A 22,968-nucleotide genomic window follows, 5' to 3' on the forward strand; every position below is an offset into this window, starting at 1 on the left:
TACATGCTCATGTTTCGACGGATCGGGTCATCAAAGCCGCCAAAACCAAAAGACCTTGAAAGGGATGGCCGTAAGGGCGAAAAGGTGAGTCAGCGTCGCCATCGCAAATGGACTGTTCGCTGAGCCAAAACAGACGAGTTCGCTTCTTGCTTCTTGCTTCTTGCTTCTTGCTTCTTGGATGTGGGCATTCACATCGAGTAGGTATTCATTCACGAAGGTGGCGCATAGTCACCTTTCCGCCCTTACGGCGGGTCCCTTTTTGTCGTGGCAAAAAGGAACCAAAAACCGTCGGCTCCCATCATCCGGCCCCTACGCTGCGCTCCGGGGTCCCCTCGCTACGGTCTTGCTCCCGGGAGTACGCGCCGAAGGCCCCATCCATGGGGCCTCAGCGCTTGACGGGCATCCATGCCCGTCACCTCCCTCCGCAAGCCCTGCACTCGGCCTCCTGAAGTCGCAATCTGCGTCGCCTGAACTATCGCGCGCTTAGAAGCAAAAGCAAAAGCAACGGCAACGGCAACGGCAACGGCAACGGCAACGGCAACGAACCGAGTCTGATCAACGGTCCTTGAACTGTGCCTCGCGCTTGGCGATGAATGCGGCCATGCCTTCTTTCTGGTCTTCGGTGGAGAAAGCCGCATGGAAGACCCGACGCTCAAAACGAACCCCCTCGCTGAGGGTGACTTCAAACGCTCGGTTGACGCTTTCCTTGACCATCATGCTCACCGGAATCGACTTGCTGGCAATGGTCGCCGCCACCTTCAACGCCTCTTCCACCAGCTCTGCCTGCGGCACGATCCGCGCCACCAGGCCTGCACGCTCGGCCTCTTCAGCCCCCATAAGACGGCCGGTCAGGCAAAGCTCCATGGCCTTGGCCTTGCCCACCGCACGCGTCAGGCGCTGGGTACCGCCCATGCCCGGCAGCACGCCCAGGTTGATTTCCGGTTGACCAAACTTGGCGTTGTCCGCAGCGAGGATAAAGTCGCACATCATCGCCAGCTCACAGCCGCCGCCCAAGGCAAATCCGGACACTGCAGCAATGATCGGCTTACGGCGATTGGCAATGCGGTCGGCGTCGCTGAACAGGTCGTCGACGTAGATCTGCGGGTATTGCAGCTCGGCCATTTCCTTGATGTCAGCGCCAGCGGCAAAGGCTTTGGCCGAACCTGTCAGCACCACGCAACCAATATTCGGGTCGCGCTCGAGCTGGTCCAGGGCCTGGTTGATCTCGCCGACAATCTGCGCGTTCAGCGCATTGAGCGCCTGCGGGCGGTTGAGGGTGATCAGGCCGACCTTGCCGTGGATGTCCAACAGGATGGTTTCGAATGCCATGCAGTCTGCTCCTTCAAAGATTGCGCGCAATGACCATGCGCTGAATGTCGCTGGTGCCTTCGTAGATCTGGCAAACCCGAACGTCGCGGTAGATCCGCTCCAGCGGGAAGTCACTCAGATAGCCATAACCGCCCAGAGTCTGCAAGGCATCCGAACAGACCTTTTCAGCCATTTCCGAGGCAAACAGCTTGGCCATCGATGCTTCCACCAGCGCCGGGCGCCCCGCATCACGAAGGGCGGCGGCGTGCAATACCATCTGCCGGGCAACAGAAATTTTCGTCGCCATGTCGGCCAGGCGAAACGCCACGGCCTGGTGCTCGATCAACGGTTTGCCAAAGCTCTGGCGCTCGTTGGCGTAGTCGCGCGCCACTTCGAACGCCGCGCGGGCCATACCCACCGCTTGCGATGCGATGCCGATACGGCCGCCCTCAAGGTTGGCCAGGGCGATCTTGTAGCCTTCACCCTCCGCTCCCAACCGGTTGGCCACTGGCACGCGCACATTGTCGAAAACGATCTGGCAGGTGTCGGAGGCGTGCTGGCCGAGTTTGTCCTCGACCCGTGCTACCTGGTAGCCCGGCGAATCGGTCGGCACGATGAAGGCGCTGATGCCACGCTTGCCAGCCTCCGGGTCGGTGACTGCAAACACGATCACTACCCCGGCGTTCTGCCCCGAGGTAATGAACTGCTTGCTGCCATTGAGCACGTAGTGGTCGCCCTCCAGGCGTGCGCGGGCCTTCAGGCTGCTGGCATCGGAGCCAGCCTGTGGTTCGGTCAGGGCGAAAGCACCGAGCATCGCACCTGTCGCCAGCGGGGTGAGGAACTGCTTTTTCTGCTGCTCGTTGCCGAAGCGCAGAATCGGCACGCACCCCACCGAGTTGTGCACGCTCATGATGGTCGAGCAGGCGCCATCGCCCGCAGCGATTTCCTCCAAGGCCATGGCATAGGCCACATAACCGGTGTCGCTACCGCCCCACTGCTCCGGCACCAGCATGCCGAACAGGCCCAGTTCGGCCATTTCGTCGATGGCCTCTTTCGGGAAGCGATGGTCCTTGTCCCATTGCTCGGCAAACGGCTTCAGGCGCTCCTGGGCGAAGGCACGTACCGCGTCGGCGATCTGTTGTTGCTCGTCAGTTACCAGCATGGTTCACCTCAGTACAGGCATTCAACAGCCATGGCCGTGGCCTCGCCACCGCCGATACAAATGGCCGCCACACCCCGGCGCAGATTGTTCTGGCGCAAGGCTGACAACAGGGTGACCAGAATACGTGCGCCAGAAGCGCCGATCGGGTGACCGAGGGCGCAGGCGCCGCCGTGGATATTGACCTTGTCGTGTGGCAGATCGAGGTGTTTCATGGCCGCCAGGGTGACCACGGCGAAGGCCTCGTTGATCTCGAACAGGTCAACTTCGGCCAGGTTCCAGCCGGTGCGCTTCATCAGTTTGTCGATCGCGCCAATCGGGGCGGTCGGGAACAGCGCCGGGGTGTCGGCAAAGGCGGCGTGACCGTGGATGACGGCCAATGGTTTGAGGCCACGTTTGCCGGCTTCGGAGCGACGCATCAGTACCAGCGCCGCAGCGCCGTCAGAAATCGAACTGGCGTTGGCCGCCGTCACGGTGCCGCCCTCACGAAACGCCGGTTTGAGCTGCGCAATCTTGTCCAGGCGCGCCTTGGGTGGCTGCTCGTCATCCTTGATGACACGCTTTTCCTTGCCCTCGGTGACTTCCACCGGCACGATCTCGGCGGCAAAACGGCCGCTGCTGATGGCGTCCTGCGCTCGGGTCAGCGAGGCGATGGCGAACTGGTCCTGGGCCTCGCGGCTGAAGGCATTGGCCTGGGCACAGTCCTCGGCGAAGGTGCCCATCAGGCGGCCTTTGTCGTAGGCATCTTCGAGGCCGTCCATGAACATGTGGTCGATGATCTTGCCGTGGCCCATGCGGTAGCCACCACGGGCTTTGTCCAGCAGGTACGGCGCGTTGGTCATGCTTTCCATGCCGCCCGCCACTACCACGTCTGCGGTGCCGGCCAGCAGCAGGTCATGGGCCAGGATCGCGGCTTGCATACCCGAGCCGCACATTTTGTTCAGGGTGGTGCAGGTGGTGTGCTTGTCCAGCCCGGCGCCCAGCGCAGCCTGGCGTGCCGGCGCCTGGCCCTGGCCGGCCGGCAGCACACAGCCGAACAGTACCTGCTCAACGCTGGCGGCATCGATGCCGGCACGTTCCACGGCACCACGAATGGCCGCGCTGCCCAGTTGCGGCGCAGTCAGGGTCTTGAGGTCGCCCTGCAACCCGCCCATGGGCGTGCGCACGGCGCTGACGATAACGATGGGATCATTGGCGAGGGTCATGTTCGCTCTCCTTACTTGGCAGCCATGCGCAGCGCACCGTCGAGGCGGATGACCTCACCGTTGAGCATGCTGTTCTCGATGATGTGGCGGGCCAGCGCAGCGTATTCCTGCGGGCGGCCCAAGCGGGGCGGGAACGGCACGCCGGCAGCCAGCGAAGCACGTACCTCTTCGCTCATGCCGGCCATCATAGGGGTTTCAAAGATGCCCGGGGCGATGGTCATCACACGGATGCCGAAGCGCGCCAGTTCGCGCGCGGCCGGCAAGGTCAGGCTGGCAATGGCCCCCTTGGAGGCAGCGTAGGCGGCCTGGCCAATCTGGCCGTCATAGGCGGCAATGGAGGCCGTGTTGATGATGACCCCACGCTCGCCGCTCTCATCGGCAGCCCCTTCGGCCATGGCCGCCGCAGCCAGACGCAACAGGTTGAAGCTGCCGATCAGGTTGACGTTGATGACCTTGGCGAAGCTGGCCAGGCCATGCGGGCCCTGCTTGCCCAGTACCTTCTCGGCACCGACGATGCCGGCACAATTGACCAACCCATGCAAGCTGCCAAAGGCGCTGACAGCTGCATCGACAGCCGACTGGGCCGCCTGCTCGTCACTGATATCCGCCACGGCGAAACGGGCGTTGTCGCCCAGCTCGCGGGCTTTGGCTTCGACAGCCGGGGCATTGAGGTCGACCAGCATGACCTTGGCGCCAGCCTCGACCAGCATCTGTGCAGTCGCGGCACCCAGCCCGGAAGCGGCGCCGCTGACGATGAAATGTTTATTGGCGATGTGCATGAGTACTTTCCTTTCAGACGCTGACAGGGGTGGCCTGTTGCGCTTGTTGTTTGGCGACTTCCTGGTTGCGCAGGATGAAGCGTTGCAGCTTGCCGCTCGGGGTCTTGGGCAGTTCGCTGACGAATTCGATTTCCCTGGGGTAAGCATGTGCGTAGAGGCGCTGGCGTACGTGCTGGCGCAAGGTTTCTTCCAGCTCGACGCTGCCGGCATAGCCACTGGCCAATACCACGAACGCCTTGATCAGCTCGGTGCGCTCCGGGTCTGGCTTGCCGATCACCGCTGCCTCGATCACCGCCGGGTGCTCGATCAACGCGCTTTCCACATCGAACGGACCCACCCGGTAACCCGAGGTGGTGATCACGTCGTCGCTGCGGCCAACGAAGCTGATGCTGCCATCCAGGTTCAGCTCGACAGTGTCGCCGCTGAGGTAGTACTTGCCGACGAAAGCTTTGGTCGGCAGACCGTGGTAACCACCGAACCAGCACAGCGGCGACTGCTCGCGGTCAACGGCGAGGATGCCTGGCTGGCCGGCTGGCAGTTCGTTGCCTTGCTCGTCCAGCACCACGATGCGGTGGCCGGGGATGGCATAGCCGGCTGAGCCCAGGTGCACCGGGTGCTGCAGGCCATGGTGGTTGCACAGCACCATGCCCAGTTCGGTCTGGCCGTAGTGATCGTGAATGGTCACGCCCAGCTCGTCGGCGAACCAGCGGATCACCTCGGGGTTAAGCGGTTCGCCGGCACTGCTGACCACCCGCAGGCGGCCCTTGATCGGTGCCGAGAAATCTTTGCCCGCCGCAATCAGCAAGCGATACGCGGTGGGCGAGCCGGCCAGGTTGGTGATACCCAGCTTGTCGATCACCCGGGCGCAGCTCTCGACACTGAACGGGCCATCGTAGAACGTGGTGGCGTGCCCCAGCGACAACGGACCGGTAACGGCGTAATACAAGCCGTAAGCCCAACCCGGGTCGGCCAGGTTCCAGAAGTTGTCCTCGGGCAGCAGCTCGATGGCATCACGCATGTAGCCCTGAAACGCGACAATCGCACGCAGTGGCACTTCCAGGGGTTTTGCCGGGCCAGTGGTTCCAGAGGTGAACATCAGCAGGAACGGATCGTTGCCTGAGCGCATCACCGGCTCGCATACATCCGCTGCGCGCTCCAGGCATTGCTGGAAGTCCAGCTCACCACTGCGGGCCTTGACAGTGATGATGGTCGGACAGGCGTGCACATCGTCCAGCTTGGCGCGGTTGTGGCTATCGGTGACCACCACTCGGGCATGGGATTGCTCAAGCCGGTGCTCGATGGCCTTGGGGCCGAACGCGGTGAACAAGGGCTGGTAAACCGCCCCGAGGCGCCAGGTAGCGAGGATGGTCACCAGCAATTCGGGGGTGCGCGGCATCAAGCCGGCAACCCGGTCTCCGGCGCCTACCCCCTGCGCCCTTAGCACATTGGCGAACCGGGCAGCCTGCGCCTGAAGCTGATCGAAGCTATAACGCGCGCTGTTGCCATCGCGGTCCTCATGAATCAGCGCCAGCTTGCCGTCACCGGCATGCCGGTCACAGCATTCGACACAGGCATTAAGGGCTTCAAGGTTGCCGTGCAATGCCGCCACAACGGCCTGGTCATGGGCAAACGTACGAGCGGCCTCGGCGTAATCGCGCATCATCGGACTCCTGGTTTCTTGTTTTTGGAGTTGAAGCATCGGTCCGACGATGTTCGCGCCGCTCATGCGCGGCGGCAATGGCCAAAGCTGTCAATCTGGATGACTGGTTTGGCCGCCGCCCATCACCCCTCTGCGCGCTCGGCTGCACGCAGGTAGGACTGGGTGAGCCCTGCGCCCAAGCGCTCGACATCAAGGACCTGCTGTTCCTGCAGCCGCCGTAGTCGCTGCTCGAAGGCCGCCGGCGCCAAGACAGGACGTTGAGCCTGCAGCTCAAGCGTGCGTCGAGTGTAATCCGCACTGAGGGCATCGAACATTTGGTCATGCTGCTGGCGCAGGTATCGGCGCCAGAACGCGCGCTGGCTCAGGCTATCGGTCAGGCCCTCGATGGTCTGCGCGCGCGTAACCCGCAGGAATGCATCCTCTACCTGGGCCTGTGTCAGCGCGACAGCATCGGGATAGCGCATGGCATGCGGCTGGTTGGGCAACCGCAAACGGCTACGAAGTTGCACCCTGTAAGCCAACCCCAATGCCAACTGGTCAACATGTTCACTGGCAGCCAGACGCTGCCGGCCATCCTGGTAGGCTATCCCTTCCAGTTGATCCAGCCGGAACAGTTGCCTGCCCAGCTCAAGCAACTCGCCCCTGCGTTCAGGGTTGACTGCGGCGGCTTCGGCCTGCGCCTGCCTTACCAATACCTGCAATGCACTGAAATGGCTGGCAACGGCGTCCGAACATGACAGCGGCAGGCCGGCCCGCTCAAAGATCCGCCGGCACAGCACCGGGTCGCCGTCCAGCGCACCCAGCAGTGTCCATACGCCGTCAACCAACGCATCCCGCCCTTCACCCGCTTCGCTGTAGTCCGCTGTCATTTCCAGGCGAGCCAACAACCTGAACAACCCGCTGCTACCCGCTTGCTCCAGCAACCGCAGCCACATGTCCTCCCGCTCGGCCCGAACCGTCGCATCCGTATGGCCTACCCAACGCGTACGGGCCCTGACCAGGTCAACTGACCCCAATTGCTCAGGTGAGTGCCGGTGTTCTTCGATCACATCGAGGGCATACAACCTTCGTTGCTGCATGACCGACAAGGGGTTGTCCTCCATCAGAATGGCCCGTCGAAATGCATAAGGCATCAGCTGGATCTCGCTGGGCACTTCGCGGAGTTGGTTGTTGCGCAAGTCAGCACGTTCAAGTAGACCACAGAGCTCCAGGCGACGCGGCCAACTACCCAGGCGACAATGACGCAGGTTCAGACTTGTCAGCCGAGAAAGTTGGTGGAAACTCATGTCCAGCGCTTCCAGCCGGTTATGACTGAGATCAAGATGCGCAAGGTTGGACAAACCATGCAAAACGCCGATCGCCTGGGCATCGAGGCGTATCTCGTTATGCGCCAACCGGAGCGATTGAATATTCGGTAAATAGGCAATGCCTGTTGGTAGACGCATCAACGCGTTGTTGTTGAGGTTCAGGTGCGTCAAGGCAGTGAACGGGCGAAGGAAGTCGGCCGGAATGTCAGTGATCAGGGTGTCGGTCACGCTCAGCAGGGTAATGCGATGGAAATCGATGTGCGGCGGTAGTGCCGGCAGTGTGCGCAGACTCAAACCACTCATCGACAAGCGCTGCCCTTGTGTTTGCCCTCCGCCGACCGAAACAGGCTCGCCCTGCAGTCGCCAGGCTCGCAGGATGCTGTCGGCCGCCAACCTGCGGGCGGCTTGCCGACCTTGCTGCAACTCGGCACCGACCCAGCGATTCAGGTATAGCACCAGTTGGTCATGTGCTTCCTGCAGTTCGACCAGGCGCTCGAAGACTGGCTGCGAACCTTGCTGCACACGCGCCAGCTCTAAATCGAGCGCTGCCTCTTCCAGGCCAGGATAAAGCGATCGTAGCTGGTCGCGAATGAGCGCCCGTTCATCCCTGGGTGCAGCGCCAGGGCGGCCACTGAGCGGGTATCCCACGCGCCCATCGTCCATGCGACGCCCTGGGTTGAGCCAAGCCTGCTCCTCTGGCCAGCCGAGCATGCGCGCGATATCCCAATGGGAAGCGGGTAATCGCGCCAGAAGCTTCTCGCGCAGTTGGCTCGCCGCCGCGCTGCCCACCAGTTGCATCGCTGCCCGCTGCTCCGACGTAAGTGCGGTAAATAGCGCCTCGAAGATACATCCAGGCTCGTCAGCGATAAGCTCGTGTGGCACACCTGACCCGTTGTAGATCAGAAACCTGCCTTCATGCCGGACCACTATTCTTTTTGCTTCGGTTTGCCCGCCGCTACCGAGGCGCCTGATAGACCGCCCCTCCAACCCGCCGTCACGCAAGTCGAGGTCAAGTTGCTCGAGTTCGAAGCTATCCAGCAACGCAAGGGCCAACTCGCCGGTGACATCACTGTACGCTGTGCTCAGATACAATCCCGCCAGCCCCCGGCTCAGGCGAGCCAGACGCAAGAGCGAACGGGCGTTGTTCGCGCACGGCAATGGCAGCCGCCGCTCGACCCGCGCCATTTGGTGCTCAAGCTCATGCGCTTGGCCGGTTACTTCGTTTATGTAGGCCGAAGGCAAACCCGGGAAGTCCCGCTTGACCAACATGCTCAGCGGGTCTGCTGCAAGTGACTGCTCTGTCAGGTGGGCAAACAATGGCGGCCGCAACCCGGCCTCATGCACCTGCATCTGCTCCAGTCCGGCGCCCACGCCAGGCCTTGCTTCACACCAGGCCAGCAGTTCACTGTCCGCTGGCATCAACGCCTTCAGCCGAACACGCTCGAAAAACGTTTGAATGCGCGCATGCGCCTGGAAAGCACGCAAGGTTTGACCAAGGCTCACCGGAACCGGGCGATTCTCCACGAGAACGCCGCGTAACAGGTCTTCATCGATACCTGCCACCCGCATTATCTGCTCGGCCTGATGCGCGTCGACAGGGGGATGCTGTGGCCATAATGCATCCAGCATGCGAGCAGGCGCCTGCCAGCTTAGTGGTTGCTCACGCATCAACTGCCAGCCACGCTCACCGTTGTGCAGCACGACCGGCCCGTAGCCGCCCTCACTCGCGGCATGGCGCAGGCGATAGGGGCCATCGGCGACAGGCTGATGCACTTCGAAGTAGCGTCCATCGATACGGACCCCGCGGCGGCCTGCCTCGCCATTGCGTCCCTCTCCGAGCAGATCGATAGGGTCCGGCAATGATCGATAGTTCCTGGCGTTGAACTGCCACAGGCGACCCTGCCCGTTCCCAAGGCTTACCGGCTCCAGGCTCGCGACAAACGCACTGCGCACAAAACTGACACCCGCCACCGTCGCCGCGGTGGCCGCCAAGGTTTCGGCGACCCCCAGCAGATGCTGCAGCGCTTCGTGTTGGTGCCCCTTCGACCAGTCCCTTGCCCCTTCGAACACTTCAGAGCAAGTCTGGGCAACCACCTGCCCCAGCAGCACGCCCCCCACAGCCGGGATGAAAAGGCCAGCGAGGTTGACCAGGTCCAGACCTGCCGCCTTCCACTCAGCGTGCCTGGCGCTTACCGCCCGGCTATCAGCGTCTGCGGTCGGTACCAGCAGCAACCGGGCATCTTCCTTGACCCGTTGCACTTGCCGAGTCGCCAGTTGCCTGAAGATCCCTCCTTCAGGTGTTTCACCCTCAAGCTCCAGGTCCGGCACCTTGTCTTTCAAGCGCTTGCCAAGGGTACTGACAAAACCTGCACGGTGCTCAAGGCTGATGAGCTGCGTGAAGTACTGCCAGTAACCCGGATCTTGCAACAACATCGCCACGGTATTGTTCATGGAGGGGGCATTGTCGAAGAACCGCAATGCCTGCCGGGGATCACCAGGCAGGTAAAGTACGATGCCCCGTTCATTTCCCGCCTTGTCATGCAGGTGGATCAGCAAGCCATCGACCACAGGTTGCCCTATTGCCCTCAGCAGCATGGGTTTGCATTCGAGCCCTTGTTGTCGCTTCTCCTGACCGTGGTCCACTACCTCACGCAAGGCAAGCTGCACATCGACGCTTACGTTTCCCTGCAAAGCCGCTAGTTCGGTCGCCAGCTTCAACCCCGAACGTTTGTCTTCAGCCAGCATCGCCTGGGTCGCTGGCTGGAAGACCCGTTGCAACGCGTCCTGATAGCGCTGACCAACGTCCAGATCACGACAGGCGGTAATCAATGCCTCCAGCGATGCATTCAATGGTTTATCGCTGCCTGGCAAAACCAACCCCGTGCCCTCGTAGTAGCGGGTGTTCGCAGCAAAGTTGCGCATCAGCCGCAGTAACCCATTTTCACGCGTCTGGCTGTATGCGTATGTCTGTTGCAGGGTACCTGGCAATGTGCCGAAGCGCGGCGCGACCCGCAGCCATTCGAGCTGGGCAAATACCTGCCCGTCCGGCAACGGTGCATCCAGCAAAGCCGCCAGGTGTTTCTCGGCAAACTGCTGGAGCGGCAGTAGCTCGAGCGTCAGGCCACTCAAGCGTGCCTGGTTGGCATGGTGCGCGTTCAGCGTGGTGCGCAGTGTGTTGATCTGGCCCCTTGACGCGCGTTTGAGCCACTCAGGTAATCGGGCACCTATGAATGGGTCATGGGCAGTAGCGTTGATGTTCATGGTGGGTTCCACAGCTATTGGCGAAGCCAACCATGTTGTTCAAATGCCGGACCAGGATGCAGAGGGAACGGGTTCGATCGGCGCCTGCTCGGTAAGCCTTCTGGGCCCGCGCGGTAATGCACTACAACGGGAAGCGTTCGCCCTTCAGTGCCCTACCCCTCGCGCCTGGATCAATGCCCGATAATGCCCCGGGTTGCAGCCGAACCACTTGCGAAATGCCTTATAGAACGAGCTGCTGTCGGCAAACCCCAAACGCTCGGCAAGCTCGCCCATGGCCACGTCTTCCTGGCTGAGCCAGGCGATCGCCAGCTCCCGTCGTACGCTGTCCTTCAGGCCCTGGTAGTTCTGCCCCTCTTCTGCCAGGCGCCGCCGCAGGGTCGATGGCGACAGGCACAGCTGCCGGGCCAGGCTGTCAGCATCAGGCCATTGCTCAGGGGCCAGGCGCAACAGGTCGGTGCGGATACGCCGCCCGAGGCTGGCCGGGTCACGGTACTTGACCAGGATATTGCCCGGCGCTTCGGCCAGAAAACGCTGCAACTCCTCCTCGCTGCGGCGCAGGGGCAAGTCGAGGCATTGCGAAGCAATGATCATGCGTGTGCGTGGACGCTCAAAGTGCAGGTTCTCCGAAAACATGACCCGGTAGTCGTCGCAAAATGGGGGTTCGGCACAACGCAGATCGATGCTCAGAATCGGGATGCGCCGCCCGGCCAGCCAGCAAGCCACACCATGCACGATCATCCAGAACGTGAAATAGGTGAACGCGCGGCGCGGTTCGTCACGCGGTTCATTGATGACAATTTCGGCCAGGCCTTCCTGGCGCACCAGGCTGGGCTGCATGTCTTGAAGCATCAGCGACAGAAATGCCAGCGAGGTTTCCAGGCCTGCGCCCAGGGTCGGTTGGCCCATGCTGGCACGGCACATGAAAGCCAGGCTGCCACTGCACAAACCGCGCGGGTCCATCGCGAAAAATTCGTCGTTGCAGCGCCGGGCCAGCAAGCGCCACAGGCGGGCATAGGATTCGGCACTGACCCTTGCCTCTGGCAGGTGCAGTTGTTCAACGGCGATGCCCGCCCTGGCCAGCAAGCCACTGTCAGGCTCACCGGCAGGGCAGGTCTGCAACAGCGCTTCGCGCACCAGTTGCATGGAAATGGTGTCTTTGTCGCTCATCGACGGTCCTGTCGGCTGATTGCCGGCCATATTAGGGTCTGTATGAAAAGCCTTGAGACGAAGGTCAGGCAAGGCGAAAACAGCCGAGGAAGCGGAGTTTACGGGTTGTAAATGAGCATTCCGAGGCTGTTTTCAACGCAGCATCACCGAGTATCAAGGCTTTTCATACAGAGCCTAGGGTGCCCCGCAGCAAACAGCCATCATAGCCCCGCGGCCAGACTCAGGAATGCCTGAATCAGGCGCAGTTCGCGACGACGCTCCAGGCAGCCGATCACGTGTTGGTTGACAAGGCCCTCGCCGGCTAAGGGTCGTGCCACCACCCGGGGATCATTGGCCACTTCAGTGGAAGAAACAACGCCAATCCCCAGTTGCGAGGCCACTGCCTCGGTTACTGCCTCCCGGCTGTCCAGCTCCAGCAGTACGCGCGGTTGCACCCCCGCCTTGATACAGGCCTTGTCGAAGGTGCGCCGCGTGGTGGAGCTGGGTTCGCGCAGCACCATGATCTGTTGGTGCAGCGCGGCCAACGGCAAGTCCTCCCGCTCGCTGGCCCAGGCATGCCCCACGGGTAACAACGCACACAGGCGCGACTCACAGAGCGTTTGCAGATGCAGCCCCTTGCGCGGCTCGATTTCGGTCAGCACCGCCACGTCGGCATGCTCGCCGAGCAGCGCAGCCAAGGTCTCCTGAGCATTGCCCAGGCGCAAGTTGACGGTGACGCCTGGGTACCGTTCACGCAGCAGCGCCAGCATCGGCATGACCCGGTGCGGGCCGTCGGCGGCTACCTCCAGGCGCCCGGTCAGCAGCTGGCGGTTGGCCTCGAGCATGGCCTGCGCCTCTTCAGCCAGGCCGAACATGGCGCGGGTGATGGCCGCCAGGCGCGTGCCCTCCTCGGTCAGTTCCACGCGCCGTGCGGTACGCCGCAGCAAGGTGATCTGGTAGTGCTCTTCCAGGGCCTTGACGTGCCCGGTCACCGCCGGCTGGCTGATGAACAGGCGCTCGGCAGCACGGGTAAAGCTGCCCTCACGGGCCACGGCGTCGAAGGCGCGTAGCTGGAACAGGTTCATATTTATCGGCCTGACTTATAGCTGGGATAACAACAAACAATTTGATTGATGGCAACGCGAATTGCAACCTAGGCCCCGTAGTTTCAGCCCACCGCTTGTGAGGAATAACGGAATGAGCAACGCCCCGATTCTGCTGACCCCAGGTCCCTTGACCACATCAATCCGCACCCGCCAAGCCATGCTGGTGGACTGGGGCTCCTGGGACCGTGACTTCAACCAATTGACTGCCAGCGTCTGCGAACAACTGCTGGCCATCATCGACGGCGCCAGCAGCCACCACTGCGTTCCCCTGCAAGGCAGCGGCACCTTCGCCGTGGAAGCGGCCATCGGCACCTTGGTGCCACGCGATGGCAAGGTTCTGGTACTGATCAACGGCGCGTACGGCCAGCGCCTGGCGAAGATCTGCAAAGTGCTGGGCCGCACCTACAGCACCTTCGAAACGGCCGAAGACCAGCCGACCACGGCCGCCGACGTCGAACGGCTGCTGGCCGAAGACCCGGCCATCACCCATGTGGCGCTGATCCACTGCGAAACCAGCACCGGCATCCTCAACCCGCTGCCCGAAATCGCCCAGGTGATCAAACGCCAAGGCAAGCGCCTGATCATCGATGCCATGAGCTCGTTCGGAGCATTGCCGATCGATGCCCGCGAAATCCCCTTCGAAGCGCTGATCGCAGCCTCCGGAAAGTGCCTGGAAGGCGTACCCGGCATGGGCTTCGTCTTCGCCGAAAAAAACGCCCTGGCGGCCGCCGAAGGCAACGCCCACTCGCTGGCCATGGACCTGCACGACCAGCACGCCTACATGGCCAAGACCGGGCAATGGCGCTTCACCCCGCCTACCCACGTGGTCGCGGCCCTGCACGAAGCACTGCAGCAATACAGCGAGGAAGGTGGCCTTCCCGCCCGCCACCAGCGCTACGCAGACAACTGCAAGACGCTGCTCGACGGCATGGCAGCCATCGGCCTGCGCAGTTTTCTGCCCGCCGAAATCCAGGCGCCGATCATCGTCACCTTCCACGCCCCCACCGATGCCCGCTACCAGTTCAAGGACTTCTACGAGCGGGTCAAGGCCAAGGGATTCATTCTCTACCCGGGCAAGCTGACCCAGGTCGAAACCTTCCGCGTCGGCTGTATCGGTGTGGTCGGGGCGGACGGCATGCAGGCCGCCGTGAACGCCGTGGCCGACGTGCTGCGGGAAATGGAAGTGCTGGACATCTGACGCTTTGCCCACCCGAACCCAGGAATTCGCGCACATGAACTACAACAACCCCACCCAACTGCAAGCCGCCATCCTCGACTGGGCTGGCACCGTGGTCGACTTCGGCTCATTCGCCCCCACCCAGATCTTTGTCGAGGCCTTTGCCGAGTTCGACGTGCAGGTGTCTATCGAGGAAGCCCGAGGCCCGATGGGCATGGGTAAATGGGACCATATCCGCACCCTGTGCGACGTACCGGAAATTGCCGAGCGCTACCGCAAGGTGTTCGGCCGTACCCCGACCGATGATGACGTCACCGCCATCTACAACCGCTTCATGCCGCTGCAGATCGAGAAGATCGCCGTGCACTCGGCACTGATCCCCGGTGCGCTGGACACCCTCACCGGTCTACGCCAGGACGGCCTGAAGATCGGCTCGTGCTCGGGCTACCCGAAAGTGGTGATGGACAAGGTGGTGGAACTGGCTGCGCAGAACGGCTACATAGCCGACCATGTAGTGGCCACCGATGAAACCCCGAACGGCCGCCCATGGCCGGCCCAGGCGTTGGCCAACGTGATTGCGCTGGGGATTGACGATGTAGCGGCCTGCGTGAAGGTGGACGACACCGTGCCAGGCATTCTTGAAGGCCGCCGTGCCGGCATGTGGACCGTGGCGCTGGTCTGCTCGGGCAATGCCCTGGGCCTGACCTGGGAAGGCTTCCGCGCGCTGAGTGCCGAAAAACTGGAAAGCGAGCGCCAGCGCATCCATGCACTGTTTGCCGGCTCCCGCCCACACTACCTGATCGACACCATCAACGATCTGCCCGAAGTGATTGCCGACATCAACCGACGCCTGGCCAAGGGCGAGATGCCGCAAGCCTTCTGACACCTGCGGTTTCTCTGTATGTGTGTCCGCCACCAATCTGTGTAGGAGCGGGTTTACCCGCGAATGCGGTGGCGGCAGCAACGGTGAACGGCGGGTGGAAATTGGCCAGCAGGCCCGGCCTCTTCGCGGGTAAACCCGCTCCTACGGCCGACAAACCTGAGCTAGAAAGCTATTGCGGCAATTGCACCTGCGGTTTGGTCGCGGCAAAGATCGCCCAGCTGGAGACGAACAGCGCCGCGATCAATGGGCCGATCACGAAGCCGTTGAGGCCGAACACCGCCAGCCCGCCAAGGGTCGACACCAGGATCAGGTAGTCCGGCATCCGCGTATCCTTGCCCACCAGGATGGGCCGCAACACATTATCCACCAGGCCGATCACCAGCACCCCGAACGCAGTAAGCACCAACCCTGGCAGTATCGCCCCGGTCAGCAGGAAATACGCCGCCACCGGCGCCCAGATGATGCCCGCGCCTACCGCCGGCAGCAGCGACAGAAACGCCATCAGCACCGCCCACACCAACGCACTCGGGATATCCAGCACCCAGAAAATAAAGCCACCCAACGCACCTTGAGTAATGGCCACCAGCACGTTGCCCTTCACCGTCGCCCTCACCACACGATTGAACTTCAACTGCAAACGACGCTTCTGGTGCTCGGGCAGCGGGACGGCCATGCGCACCCGGCGCGCGACTTCCGGGCCATCACGCAGGAAAAAGAACAGCAGGTACATCATGATGCCGAAACTGACCAGGAACTCGAATGTGCCCTGGCCAAAGCTGAATGCCTGGCTGGCCAATACCTGGCTACCCTGGGTTGCCCACTTGGTGATCTTGTCACGCAACCCGTCGAGGTTACCCATGCCCATGTTGTCCAGGCCACGCTGGGCGAATGCCGGGAGCATGTCCTTGCCGCGCTCGACGTAACCGGCGATGTCCAGTTGCCCGCTTTCGATGCGCTGGTACAGCGTGGCGCCCTCTTGTACCAGCAGGGCGCTGGTGATGATCACCGGCAGGATCGCCACAAGCAGGCACACCAGCGTGGACGTGACCGCAGCAAGGTTACGCCGCCGCCCGCTGCGGATGAGCAAATGACGCTGCAGCGGGGCGAACAGGATACCGAGGATCACCGCCCAGAAGATTGCGCCGTAATACGGCAGCAGAATCCAGAAAAAGGCAATGGTTACCAGCGCCAAGAGTACTGCCAGGGCTTTGTTCTGTAGCGCGGTTTCGTTCATCGCAGTTCCTCACATGGCTTATGAGTGATTAGTGCACCGCACCTGGACAAAAGTGCCGCGCTCTCTTGACGCAAATCAATACGCACCTTGTCCATCGCCCCTAGCATCGCCGCCTTTTTGCCCCGGTGCGCACATGAACCCTACTGCCAAGCCCGAACTGCTGGCCCCCGCCGGCACCCTCAAGACCATGCGCTACGCGTTTGCCTACGGCGCCGATGCGGTCTACGCCGGCCAGCCGCGTTACAGCTTGCGGGTGCGCAACAACGAGTTCGATCACGCCAACCTGGCACTGGGGATCGAGGAGGCGCACGCCTTGGGCAAGCGCTTCTACGTGGTGGTCAACATCGCCCCGCACAATGCCAAGCTCAAGACCTTCCTCAAAGACCTGGCACCCGTGATCGAGATGGCGCCGGACGCGCTGATCATGTCCGACCCTGGCCTGATCATGCTGGTGCGCCAGCACTTCCCGCAGATGCCGGTGCACCTGTCGGTGCAGGCCAACACTGTCAACTGGGCGAGCGTGCAGTTTTGGCAGCAACTTGGGCTGAGCCGGGTGATCCTGTCGCGAGAGCTGTCGCTGGACGAAATCGAAGAAATCCGCCAGCAGGTGCCAGGAATGGAGCTGGAAGTGTTCGTGCACGGCGCCCTGTGCATGGCCTATTCCGGCCGTTGCCTGCTGTCGGGCTACCTCAACAAGCGTGACGCCAACCAGGGCACCTGCACCAATGCCTGCCGCTGGAAATACGACGCCACGCCGGCCACCGAGAACGCCACCGGTGACATCGTGCGCCAAGTGCAGCCCACCCTGGGCCTGGGTGCACCCACCGACCAGGTGTTCCTGCTGCAGGAAAGCAACCGCCCCGGCACTGAAATGCCGGCGTTCGAGGATGAACACGGCACCTACATCATGAACGCCAAGGACCTGCGCGCCATCCAGCACGTCGAGCGCCTGGCCTTGATGGGTGTGCATTCGCTGAAGATCGAGGGTCGCACCAAATCGCACTTCTACTGTGCCCGCGCGGTGCAGTCGTATCGCCAGGCGATCGACGACGCGGTGGCCGGGCGACCATTCGACCGCGCCCTGATGGGCAACCTCGAATCCCTGGCGCAACGCGGTTACACCGAAGGTTTCCTGCGCCGCCACGTGCACGACGAGTACCAGAACTACCAGCGGGGCAACTCGGTGTCCGAACGCCAGCAATTCGTTGGCGAGCTGACCGGCGTGCGTATCGACGGCCTCGCCGAGGTCAAGGTGAAGAACCGCTTCGCCGTGGGCGACCATCTGGAGCTGATGACCCCGCGCGGTAACTACCACTTCGACCTGCACCGCCTGTGCAACCGCCAGCAGCACGCCATCGAGGTCGCACCGGGCGATGGCCATGTGGTGTACCTGCCGATCCCGGAACAGGTTGCCCTCGACTACGGCCTGCTGATGCGCGACCTCCGCATCGACGAAGCAACAAGCTGACAACACTGTAATGTGCACCTCAGCTACCTGACAGCCGGCGGCAGCGAACATCGTGGCTCTTCCGCATGAGGCCTCGCCATGTTGCGCAACCCCTCCCGCCGTACGTTTGTCAAAGGCCTGGGCGCCGCCAGCACGCTGGCGGGCCTGGGGCTGTGGCGCCCGCTGGCCCAGGCCGCCGAAGGCCGAGACCTGGCCGGCCAGCATTTCGAGCTGTTCATTGGCCAGACCCCGGTCAACATCACAGGCCGGCCGCGTACCGCACTGACCGTCAACAACAGCCTGCCCGGCCCGTTACTGCGCTGGCGCGAAGGTGATACTGTGACGTTGCGCGTGCGCAACCGACTGGCGCAGGACACCTCGATCCACTGGCACGGCATCATCCTGCCAGCCAACATGGACGGCGTGCCTGGCCTGAGCTTCGCTGGCATCGAACCCGGCGGCGACTACCTGTACCAGTTCACCCTGCGCCAGAGCGGCACCTACTGGTACCACAGCCATTCGGGGCTGCAGGAGCAAGCCGGGGTATACGGGGCGATCGTGATCGAGCCACGCGAGCCCGAAACGCACCGCTACCAGCGCGATCATGTGCTGCTGTTCAGCGACTGGTCAGACCAGGCGCCGGAACACCTGATGGCAACGCTGAAGAAGCAGTCCGACGCGTACAACTTCCACAAGCGCACGGTTGGCGATTTCATCGAGGACGTGGCCGAAAACGGCTGGAGCCCCACCGTCGCCGAACGCACGGCCTGGGCGCGCATGCGCATGAGCCCAACCGACCTCGCGGATATCAGCGCCGCCACCTACACCTACCTGCTCAACGGCCAACCACCGCAAGGCAACTTCACCTGCCTGTTCCAGCCAGGCGAAACCGTGCGCCTGCGGCTGATCAACGCCTCAGCCATGACCTATTTCGACTTCCGCATCCCTGGGCTGAAGCTGACGGTGATCGCCGCCGACGGTTTGCCGGTGACCCCCGTGAGCGTGGATGAACTGCGCATTGCCGTGGCAGAGACCTACGACGTGCTGGTAACCGTGGGCGACCAACCCGCCTACACCCTGTTCGCCCAGAGCATGGACCGCACCGGCTTCGCCCGCGGCACCTTGGCCCGTGCGGCCGGGCTGCAGGCACCGGTGCCAGCCCCCGACCCGCGCCCGGTGCTGAGCATGGACGACATGGGCCACGGCAGTATGGATGCCATGACGGGCATGGACCACGGCAACATGGCCGGCATGAGCCACGCCGCCATGCCGGCCATGCAGCAACACCCGGCCAGTGAAACCGGCAACCCGCTGGTGGACATGCAGACCATGGCACCGCGCCCCAACCTGGCCGACCCTGGCATAGGCCTGCGTGACAATGGTCGCCGCGTGCTGACCTACGCCGACCTGCGCAGCCCCTACCCCGACCCGGACGGCCGCCCGCCATCGCGTGACATCGAGCTGCACCTGACCGGCCATATGGAGCGCTTCGCCTGGTCGTTCGACGGCATCAAGTTCAGCGACGCCGAACCGCTGCGGCTGACGTACGGTGAGCGCGTGCGCATCACCCTGGTCAACGACACCATGATGACCCACCCCATCCACCTGCACGGCATGTGGAGCGACCTGGAAGACGAGCATGGCCAGTTCCTGGTGCGCAAGCACACCGTCGATATCCCGCCCGGCAGCCGACGCACCTACCGGGTGACCGCCGACGCGCTGGGCCGCTGGGCCTACCACTGCCACTTGCTCTACCACATGGAGAGCGGCATGCTCCGCGAGGTACGCGTCGATGAATGACACCCGCAACCGCAGCATCGTGGCAGGCGTGACGCTACTGACCTTGCTCGCCAGTGAACGGGCGATGGCCGCGGGTTTCGAACACACGAACCACGGCCAGATGGGCCATCAGGCCATGCCCATGAACCATGAAAGCATGGGCCATGGCCAGCCTTCCCTCAGCCAGCCTCACACACCCCTGCCTGCCATCACCGACGCCGACCGCCGCGCCGCATTCCCGCCATTGCCAGGGCACCAGGCGCATGACCGGGCGCTGAACTGGGCAGTGATCGTGGACAAGCTCGAATACCAGAATTTCGAGAGCAGCAGCGCCCTGAACTGGAACGCCACCGCCTGGGTCGGCGGCGATATCGACCGCTTGTGGCTGCGCACCGAAGGCGAACGCGAACAGGGCAAGACCCACAAGGCCGAGCTGCAGGCGCTGTGGGGCCATGCCGTGAGCCCGTGGTGGGAACTGGTGGCCGGCGTACGCCAGGACTTCAAGCCTGCCAGTGGCCAAACCTGGGCCGCCCTCGGCATCCAGGGCACACCGTTGTATGGCCTGGAGCTGCAAGCCACCGTCTATGCAGGCGAACGGCAACAGACCGCGCTGCGTCTGGAAGCCGCTTACGCTATGCTGCTGACCAACCGCTGGATACTGGAGCCGACCCTGGAGGCCAACCTCTACGGCCGCAACGACGCCGGGCGCGAGCAAGGCGCGGGGCTGGCCGACAGCGAGGTGGGCCTGCGCTTGCGCTACGAGATCACGCGCGGCTTCGCCCCCTACGTAGGGCTCAGTTTCAACCGCCTGCACGGCTCGCGTGCCAGCCAGGCCCGCGAAGACGGCGAAGACCTGGGCCAGACCCGCCTGGTCGCCGGTATCCGCCTGCGTTTTTAAAGGAGTGCTTCACCATGCTGCGCAAACACCTGCTGACCCTGAGCCTGCTGGCCGTCACCGGCCTGGCCCAGGCCGCCGAGTCCATCGACGTCTACCGCGATCCCAACTGCGGCTGCTGCAAGGCCTGGATCAGCCACCTGCGTGACAACGGTTTTATCGTCAATGACCACGTCGAGCCAAACATGAGCGCCGTCAAGCAACGCCTGGGCGTGGCGCCGCGCCTGGCGTCGTGCCACACCGGGGTGATCGACGGCAAGTTTGTCGAAGGCCACGTGCCGGCCGAGCAGGTGCGCCTGCTGGCCAATCGCAACGACCTCAAGGGCCTGGCGGTACCGGGCATGCCCATGGGCTCGCCCGGCATGGAGATGGGTGACCACAAGGATGCCTACCAGGTCATCGGGGTGACCCAGAATGGCCAGGACACCGTGGTCGCCAACTACTGATGCTCAGCCTGGGGGCGCTGTTTCTCAGCGCCTTTGGTGCCGCCACCCTGCTACCGCTGCAATCAGAGGCCGTGCTGGTCGGTCTGTTGCTGCGCCAGCCCGAGGCATGGGCGATCCTGCTGCTGGTAGCCACCCTGGGCAACGTGCTCGGCTCGGTGGTCAACTGGCTGCTGGGCCGGGCCATCGAGCACCTGCGCGACAAACGCTGGTTCCCTTTCAGCGCTGCCCAGCTGGCGCGTGCGCAGCAGCGCTACCAACGCTGGGGGCAATGGTCGCTGCTGCTCAGCTGGATGCCGGTGATCGGCGACCCGCTGACGCTGATCGCCGGGATCATGCGTGAGCCGTTCTGGCGCTTCCTGTTGCTGGTGACCCTGGCCAAGGCTGGCCGCTATGCAGTGCTTGCGATGATTACCCTGGGCTGGTTTCACGCCTGGTAACACCTTTCAGGTTTCGCGTGGTCCACTGGCTGTTACAGTCGCCCCAATCAACCCGGCCCTACACGGAGTACCCCCATGCTGCGCGCATCCGCCCTTGCCCTGGCCTGCCTTGCCAGCAGTTCGGCCATCGCTGCCGAGTCGCCGACCTACGGCCCCCAGCTCGAAGGCTTCAGCTACCCGCACCCACTCAAGCATTTCGACTTCACCTCCCAGGGCCAGGCCCTGCAGATGGGCTACATGGACGTGCCCGCCCAAGGCCAGGCCAATGGCCACAGCGTGGTGCTGATGCACGGCAAGAACTTCTGCGCCGCCACCTGGGAAACCACCATCGACGCCCTGAGCAAGGCCGGCTACCGGGTCATCGCCCCCGACCAGGTCGGTTTCTGTACGTCGAGCAAGCCGGCGCATTACCAGTACAGCTTTCAGCAACTGGCCGACAACACCCATGCCCTGCTCGAACGGCTGGGTGTGAAGCAAACCATTGTGCTCGGTCACTCCACCGGCGGCATGCTCGCCACCCGCTATGCGCTGATGTACCCCCAGCAGGTGGAACGCCTGGCAATGGTCAACCCGATCGGTCTGGAAGACTGGAAAGCCCTCGGCGTGCCCTACCGCACCGTGGACCAGTGGTATGCCCGCGAGCTCAAGCTGGATGCCGAAGGCGTACGCGCCTATGAGCGCAAGACCTATTACGCCGGGCGCTGGAAGCCTGAATACGAACGCTGGGTGCAGATGCTGGTGGGCTTGAACAAAGGGCCAGGGCATGAAACGGTGGCGTGGAACTCGGCACTGATCTACGACATGATCTTTACCCAGCCGGTGTACCATGAGTTCAGGCACCTGCAGATGCCGACCCTGCTGCTGATCGGCGACAAGGACACCACGGCCATCGGCAGCGATATCGCGCCGCCGGAGTTGAAGGCCAAGCTGGGCAAGTATGCAGAGTTGGGGCCGCAGGTGGCCAAGCTGATACCCAAAGGTGAGCTGATCACCTTCGAAGGCATGGGGCATGCGCCGCAAATCGAGGAACCGGTGCGGTTCAATCGCACCCTGGTCGAATGGCTGGGCAAGTGAGCCAATGATTGGTCCCCCGTGGAAGCGCACAGGCTTTGGAATTTTGCGCAAGCCCGCTGCTGCCACAGGGTTCCTCTACACGTTCCAGACCAGCGCTTCTGTCCAGCCCAGCTCGGCAAAGTCGCCCGCCCGCAACTCGGCCTCTTCCTCGCAGAAAAACTCATCCAGCTGCGGCGGCCTGACCGCTGTATCACTGAGCATCGCGTGCACCTGCCCACGGTGATGCACCTGATGCTCGAACAGATGCGCCAGCAAACGCAGCCGCTGCTCGCGTTGCACCCGATCAGGCCGCACGACGCTCACATAGCGGCCCAGGTCGCCATCACTCAGCCCCCGGCAGTAGGCGATCAAACGGTGGTCAGCCTGGGCCTGCTCGGCATGCAGGTCGGTACAGGTGGCAAACGGCTGCTCCGGGTCGAAGAAGCGTTCGCCGTCGGCATCGGGCTGCTCGCCGCGCTGCTCGCACTCCAGCATATGCAGGTAGAACCAATCCACCGTCAGCAAATGGTTGAGGGTGGCCTTGATCGACGGGAAGAAGCTGCAACGCGGGGCGACGAACTCGTCCTGGGTCAGTTGCAGGCAGGCCTTGTACAGGCGGTGATTGGCCCAGCCATTGTTATAGGCCTGGGTCAGCAGATGATGCGATAACGGCTGCATGGTCGGCT

18 protein-coding genes are annotated in these 22,968 nt (G+C 63.0%); 8 read left to right on the forward strand and 10 right to left on the reverse strand.

Annotated elements, in window-relative coordinates; all coding sequences use genetic code 11:
• Positions 1-555 precede the first annotated feature (555 nt).
• From ACF8EF_RS22600 to ACF8EF_RS22635, 8 genes are all read right to left on the reverse strand, one after another.
• Positions 556-1,329 carry an enoyl-CoA hydratase gene (locus ACF8EF_RS22600; protein ID WP_003250095.1) on the reverse strand — a complete coding sequence of 258 codons (774 nt, stop codon included), beginning with the start codon at positions 1,327-1,329 and terminating at the stop codon, positions 556-558.
• 13 nt (positions 1,330-1,342) lie between these two features.
• The gene (locus ACF8EF_RS22605) at positions 1,343-2,470 is read right to left on the reverse strand and encodes an acyl-CoA dehydrogenase (RefSeq protein ID WP_392462061.1); all 1,128 of its coding nucleotides are present in this window, start codon (positions 2,468-2,470) and stop codon (positions 1,343-1,345) included.
• An 8-nt stretch (positions 2,471-2,478) separates the two neighbouring features.
• Entirely contained in the window at positions 2,479-3,672 is a 1,194-nt protein-coding gene (locus ACF8EF_RS22610) for an acetyl-CoA C-acyltransferase (RefSeq protein WP_392462063.1), read from the reverse strand.
• Between the two features lie 11 nt (positions 3,673-3,683).
• Positions 3,684-4,451: an SDR family NAD(P)-dependent oxidoreductase gene (locus ACF8EF_RS22615; protein ID WP_021785354.1), complete on the reverse strand. Its 768-nt coding sequence runs from the start codon at positions 4,449-4,451 to the stop codon at positions 3,684-3,686.
• A gap of 13 nt (positions 4,452-4,464) precedes the next feature.
• The gene (locus ACF8EF_RS22620) at positions 4,465-6,111 is read right to left on the reverse strand and encodes an acyl-CoA synthetase (RefSeq protein ID WP_392462065.1); all 1,647 of its coding nucleotides are present in this window, start codon (positions 6,109-6,111) and stop codon (positions 4,465-4,467) included.
• Positions 6,112-6,233: 122 nt separating this feature from the next.
• On the reverse strand, positions 6,234-10,679 hold the full coding sequence (locus ACF8EF_RS22625) for an NEL-type E3 ubiquitin ligase domain-containing protein (RefSeq protein WP_392529349.1): 4,446 nt from the start codon (positions 10,677-10,679) through the stop codon (positions 6,234-6,236).
• Between the two features lie 144 nt (positions 10,680-10,823).
• Positions 10,824-11,846: an AraC family transcriptional regulator gene (locus ACF8EF_RS22630; protein ID WP_392462069.1), complete on the reverse strand. Its 1,023-nt coding sequence runs from the start codon at positions 11,844-11,846 to the stop codon at positions 10,824-10,826.
• A gap of 200 nt (positions 11,847-12,046) precedes the next feature.
• Entirely contained in the window at positions 12,047-12,910 is an 864-nt protein-coding gene (locus ACF8EF_RS22635) for a LysR substrate-binding domain-containing protein (RefSeq protein WP_176684934.1), read from the reverse strand.
• Positions 12,911-13,022: 112 nt separating this feature from the next.
• Between ACF8EF_RS22635 and ACF8EF_RS22640 the strand changes: the two genes are divergently transcribed.
• Both ACF8EF_RS22640 and phnX read left to right on the forward strand, forming a co-directional pair.
• Positions 13,023-14,129, forward strand: a complete 1,107-nt coding sequence (locus ACF8EF_RS22640) for a 2-aminoethylphosphonate--pyruvate transaminase (protein WP_176684910.1) — start codon at positions 13,023-13,025, stop codon at positions 14,127-14,129.
• Between the two features lie 34 nt (positions 14,130-14,163).
• A complete protein-coding gene (gene phnX / locus ACF8EF_RS22645) occupies positions 14,164-14,991 on the forward strand; it encodes a phosphonoacetaldehyde hydrolase (protein ID WP_209964784.1) in 828 nt (275 codons plus the stop codon).
• A 169-nt stretch (positions 14,992-15,160) separates the two neighbouring features.
• Here the strand turns inward: phnX and ACF8EF_RS22650 are convergent, their stop codons facing one another.
• The gene (locus ACF8EF_RS22650) at positions 15,161-16,225 is read right to left on the reverse strand and encodes an AI-2E family transporter (protein WP_392462070.1); all 1,065 of its coding nucleotides are present in this window, start codon (positions 16,223-16,225) and stop codon (positions 15,161-15,163) included.
• A gap of 133 nt (positions 16,226-16,358) precedes the next feature.
• Here ACF8EF_RS22650 and yegQ point away from each other — a divergent pair, with 133 nt between their 5' ends.
• The 6 genes from yegQ (at position 16,359) to ACF8EF_RS22680 (ending at position 22,303) form a co-directional block, all read left to right on the forward strand.
• Positions 16,359-17,693 carry a tRNA 5-hydroxyuridine modification protein YegQ gene (gene yegQ, locus ACF8EF_RS22655; protein ID WP_392462072.1) on the forward strand — a complete coding sequence of 445 codons (1,335 nt, stop codon included), beginning with the start codon at positions 16,359-16,361 and terminating at the stop codon, positions 17,691-17,693.
• A gap of 81 nt (positions 17,694-17,774) precedes the next feature.
• Positions 17,775-19,472 carry a copper resistance system multicopper oxidase gene (locus ACF8EF_RS22660; protein WP_370844436.1) on the forward strand — a complete coding sequence of 566 codons (1,698 nt, stop codon included), beginning with the start codon at positions 17,775-17,777 and terminating at the stop codon, positions 19,470-19,472.
• A complete protein-coding gene (locus ACF8EF_RS22665) occupies positions 19,465-20,349 on the forward strand; it encodes a copper resistance protein B (protein ID WP_392462073.1) in 885 nt (294 codons plus the stop codon). The genes ACF8EF_RS22660 and ACF8EF_RS22665 overlap by 8 nt, the downstream gene beginning before the upstream one ends.
• A gap of 14 nt (positions 20,350-20,363) precedes the next feature.
• Positions 20,364-20,792 carry a DUF411 domain-containing protein gene (locus tag ACF8EF_RS22670; RefSeq protein ID WP_392462075.1) on the forward strand — a complete coding sequence of 143 codons (429 nt, stop codon included), beginning with the start codon at positions 20,364-20,366 and terminating at the stop codon, positions 20,790-20,792.
• A complete protein-coding gene (locus ACF8EF_RS22675; protein ID WP_003248912.1) occupies positions 20,792-21,229 on the forward strand; it encodes a YqaA family protein in 438 nt (145 codons plus the stop codon). The genes ACF8EF_RS22670 and ACF8EF_RS22675 overlap by 1 nt, the downstream gene beginning before the upstream one ends.
• 75 nt (positions 21,230-21,304) lie before the next feature.
• Positions 21,305-22,303, forward strand: a complete 999-nt coding sequence (locus ACF8EF_RS22680; protein ID WP_392462077.1) for an alpha/beta fold hydrolase — start codon at positions 21,305-21,307, stop codon at positions 22,301-22,303.
• Positions 22,304-22,378: 75 nt separating this feature from the next.
• Here ACF8EF_RS22680 and ACF8EF_RS22685 read toward each other — a convergent pair whose 3' ends face one another.
• Entirely contained in the window at positions 22,379-22,960 is a 582-nt protein-coding gene (locus tag ACF8EF_RS22685) for a DinB family protein (RefSeq protein ID WP_176684902.1), read from the reverse strand.
• Positions 22,961-22,968: the final 8 nt, after the last annotated feature.

Source organism: Pseudomonas sp. zjy_15, from assembly GCF_043101865.1.
In the GTDB taxonomy this organism is placed as follows: domain Bacteria; phylum Pseudomonadota; class Gammaproteobacteria; order Pseudomonadales; family Pseudomonadaceae; genus Aquipseudomonas; species Aquipseudomonas putida_Y.

Coding starts and splice junctions, on each gene's coding strand:
- ACF8EF_RS22600 (WP_003250095.1), bottom strand. CDS start 1,329: ATGGCATTCGAAACCATCCTGTTGGACATCCACGGCAAGGTCGGCCTG.
- ACF8EF_RS22605 (WP_392462061.1), bottom strand. CDS start 2,470: ATGCTGGTAACTGACGAGCAACAACAGATCGCCGACGCGGTACGTGCC.
- ACF8EF_RS22610 (WP_392462063.1), bottom strand. CDS start 3,672: ATGACCCTCGCCAATGATCCCATCGTTATCGTCAGCGCCGTGCGCACG.
- ACF8EF_RS22615 (WP_021785354.1), bottom strand. CDS start 4,451: ATGCACATCGCCAATAAACATTTCATCGTCAGCGGCGCCGCTTCCGGG.
- ACF8EF_RS22620 (WP_392462065.1), bottom strand. CDS start 6,111: ATGCGCGATTACGCCGAGGCCGCTCGTACGTTTGCCCATGACCAGGCC.
- ACF8EF_RS22625 (WP_392529349.1), bottom strand. CDS start 10,679: ATGAACATCAACGCTACTGCCCATGACCCATTCATAGGTGCCCGATTA.
- ACF8EF_RS22630 (WP_392462069.1), bottom strand. CDS start 11,846: ATGAGCGACAAAGACACCATTTCCATGCAACTGGTGCGCGAAGCGCTG.
- ACF8EF_RS22635 (WP_176684934.1), bottom strand. CDS start 12,910: ATGAACCTGTTCCAGCTACGCGCCTTCGACGCCGTGGCCCGTGAGGGC.
- ACF8EF_RS22640 (WP_176684910.1), top strand. CDS start 13,023: ATGAGCAACGCCCCGATTCTGCTGACCCCAGGTCCCTTGACCACATCA.
- phnX (WP_209964784.1), top strand. CDS start 14,164: ATGAACTACAACAACCCCACCCAACTGCAAGCCGCCATCCTCGACTGG.
- ACF8EF_RS22650 (WP_392462070.1), bottom strand. CDS start 16,225: ATGAACGAAACCGCGCTACAGAACAAAGCCCTGGCAGTACTCTTGGCG.
- yegQ (WP_392462072.1), top strand. CDS start 16,359: ATGAACCCTACTGCCAAGCCCGAACTGCTGGCCCCCGCCGGCACCCTC.
- ACF8EF_RS22665 (WP_392462073.1), top strand. CDS start 19,465: ATGAATGACACCCGCAACCGCAGCATCGTGGCAGGCGTGACGCTACTG.
- ACF8EF_RS22670 (WP_392462075.1), top strand. CDS start 20,364: ATGCTGCGCAAACACCTGCTGACCCTGAGCCTGCTGGCCGTCACCGGC.
- ACF8EF_RS22675 (WP_003248912.1), top strand. CDS start 20,792: ATGCTCAGCCTGGGGGCGCTGTTTCTCAGCGCCTTTGGTGCCGCCACC.
- ACF8EF_RS22680 (WP_392462077.1), top strand. CDS start 21,305: ATGCTGCGCGCATCCGCCCTTGCCCTGGCCTGCCTTGCCAGCAGTTCG.
- ACF8EF_RS22685 (WP_176684902.1), bottom strand. CDS start 22,960: ATGCAGCCGTTATCGCATCATCTGCTGACCCAGGCCTATAACAATGGC.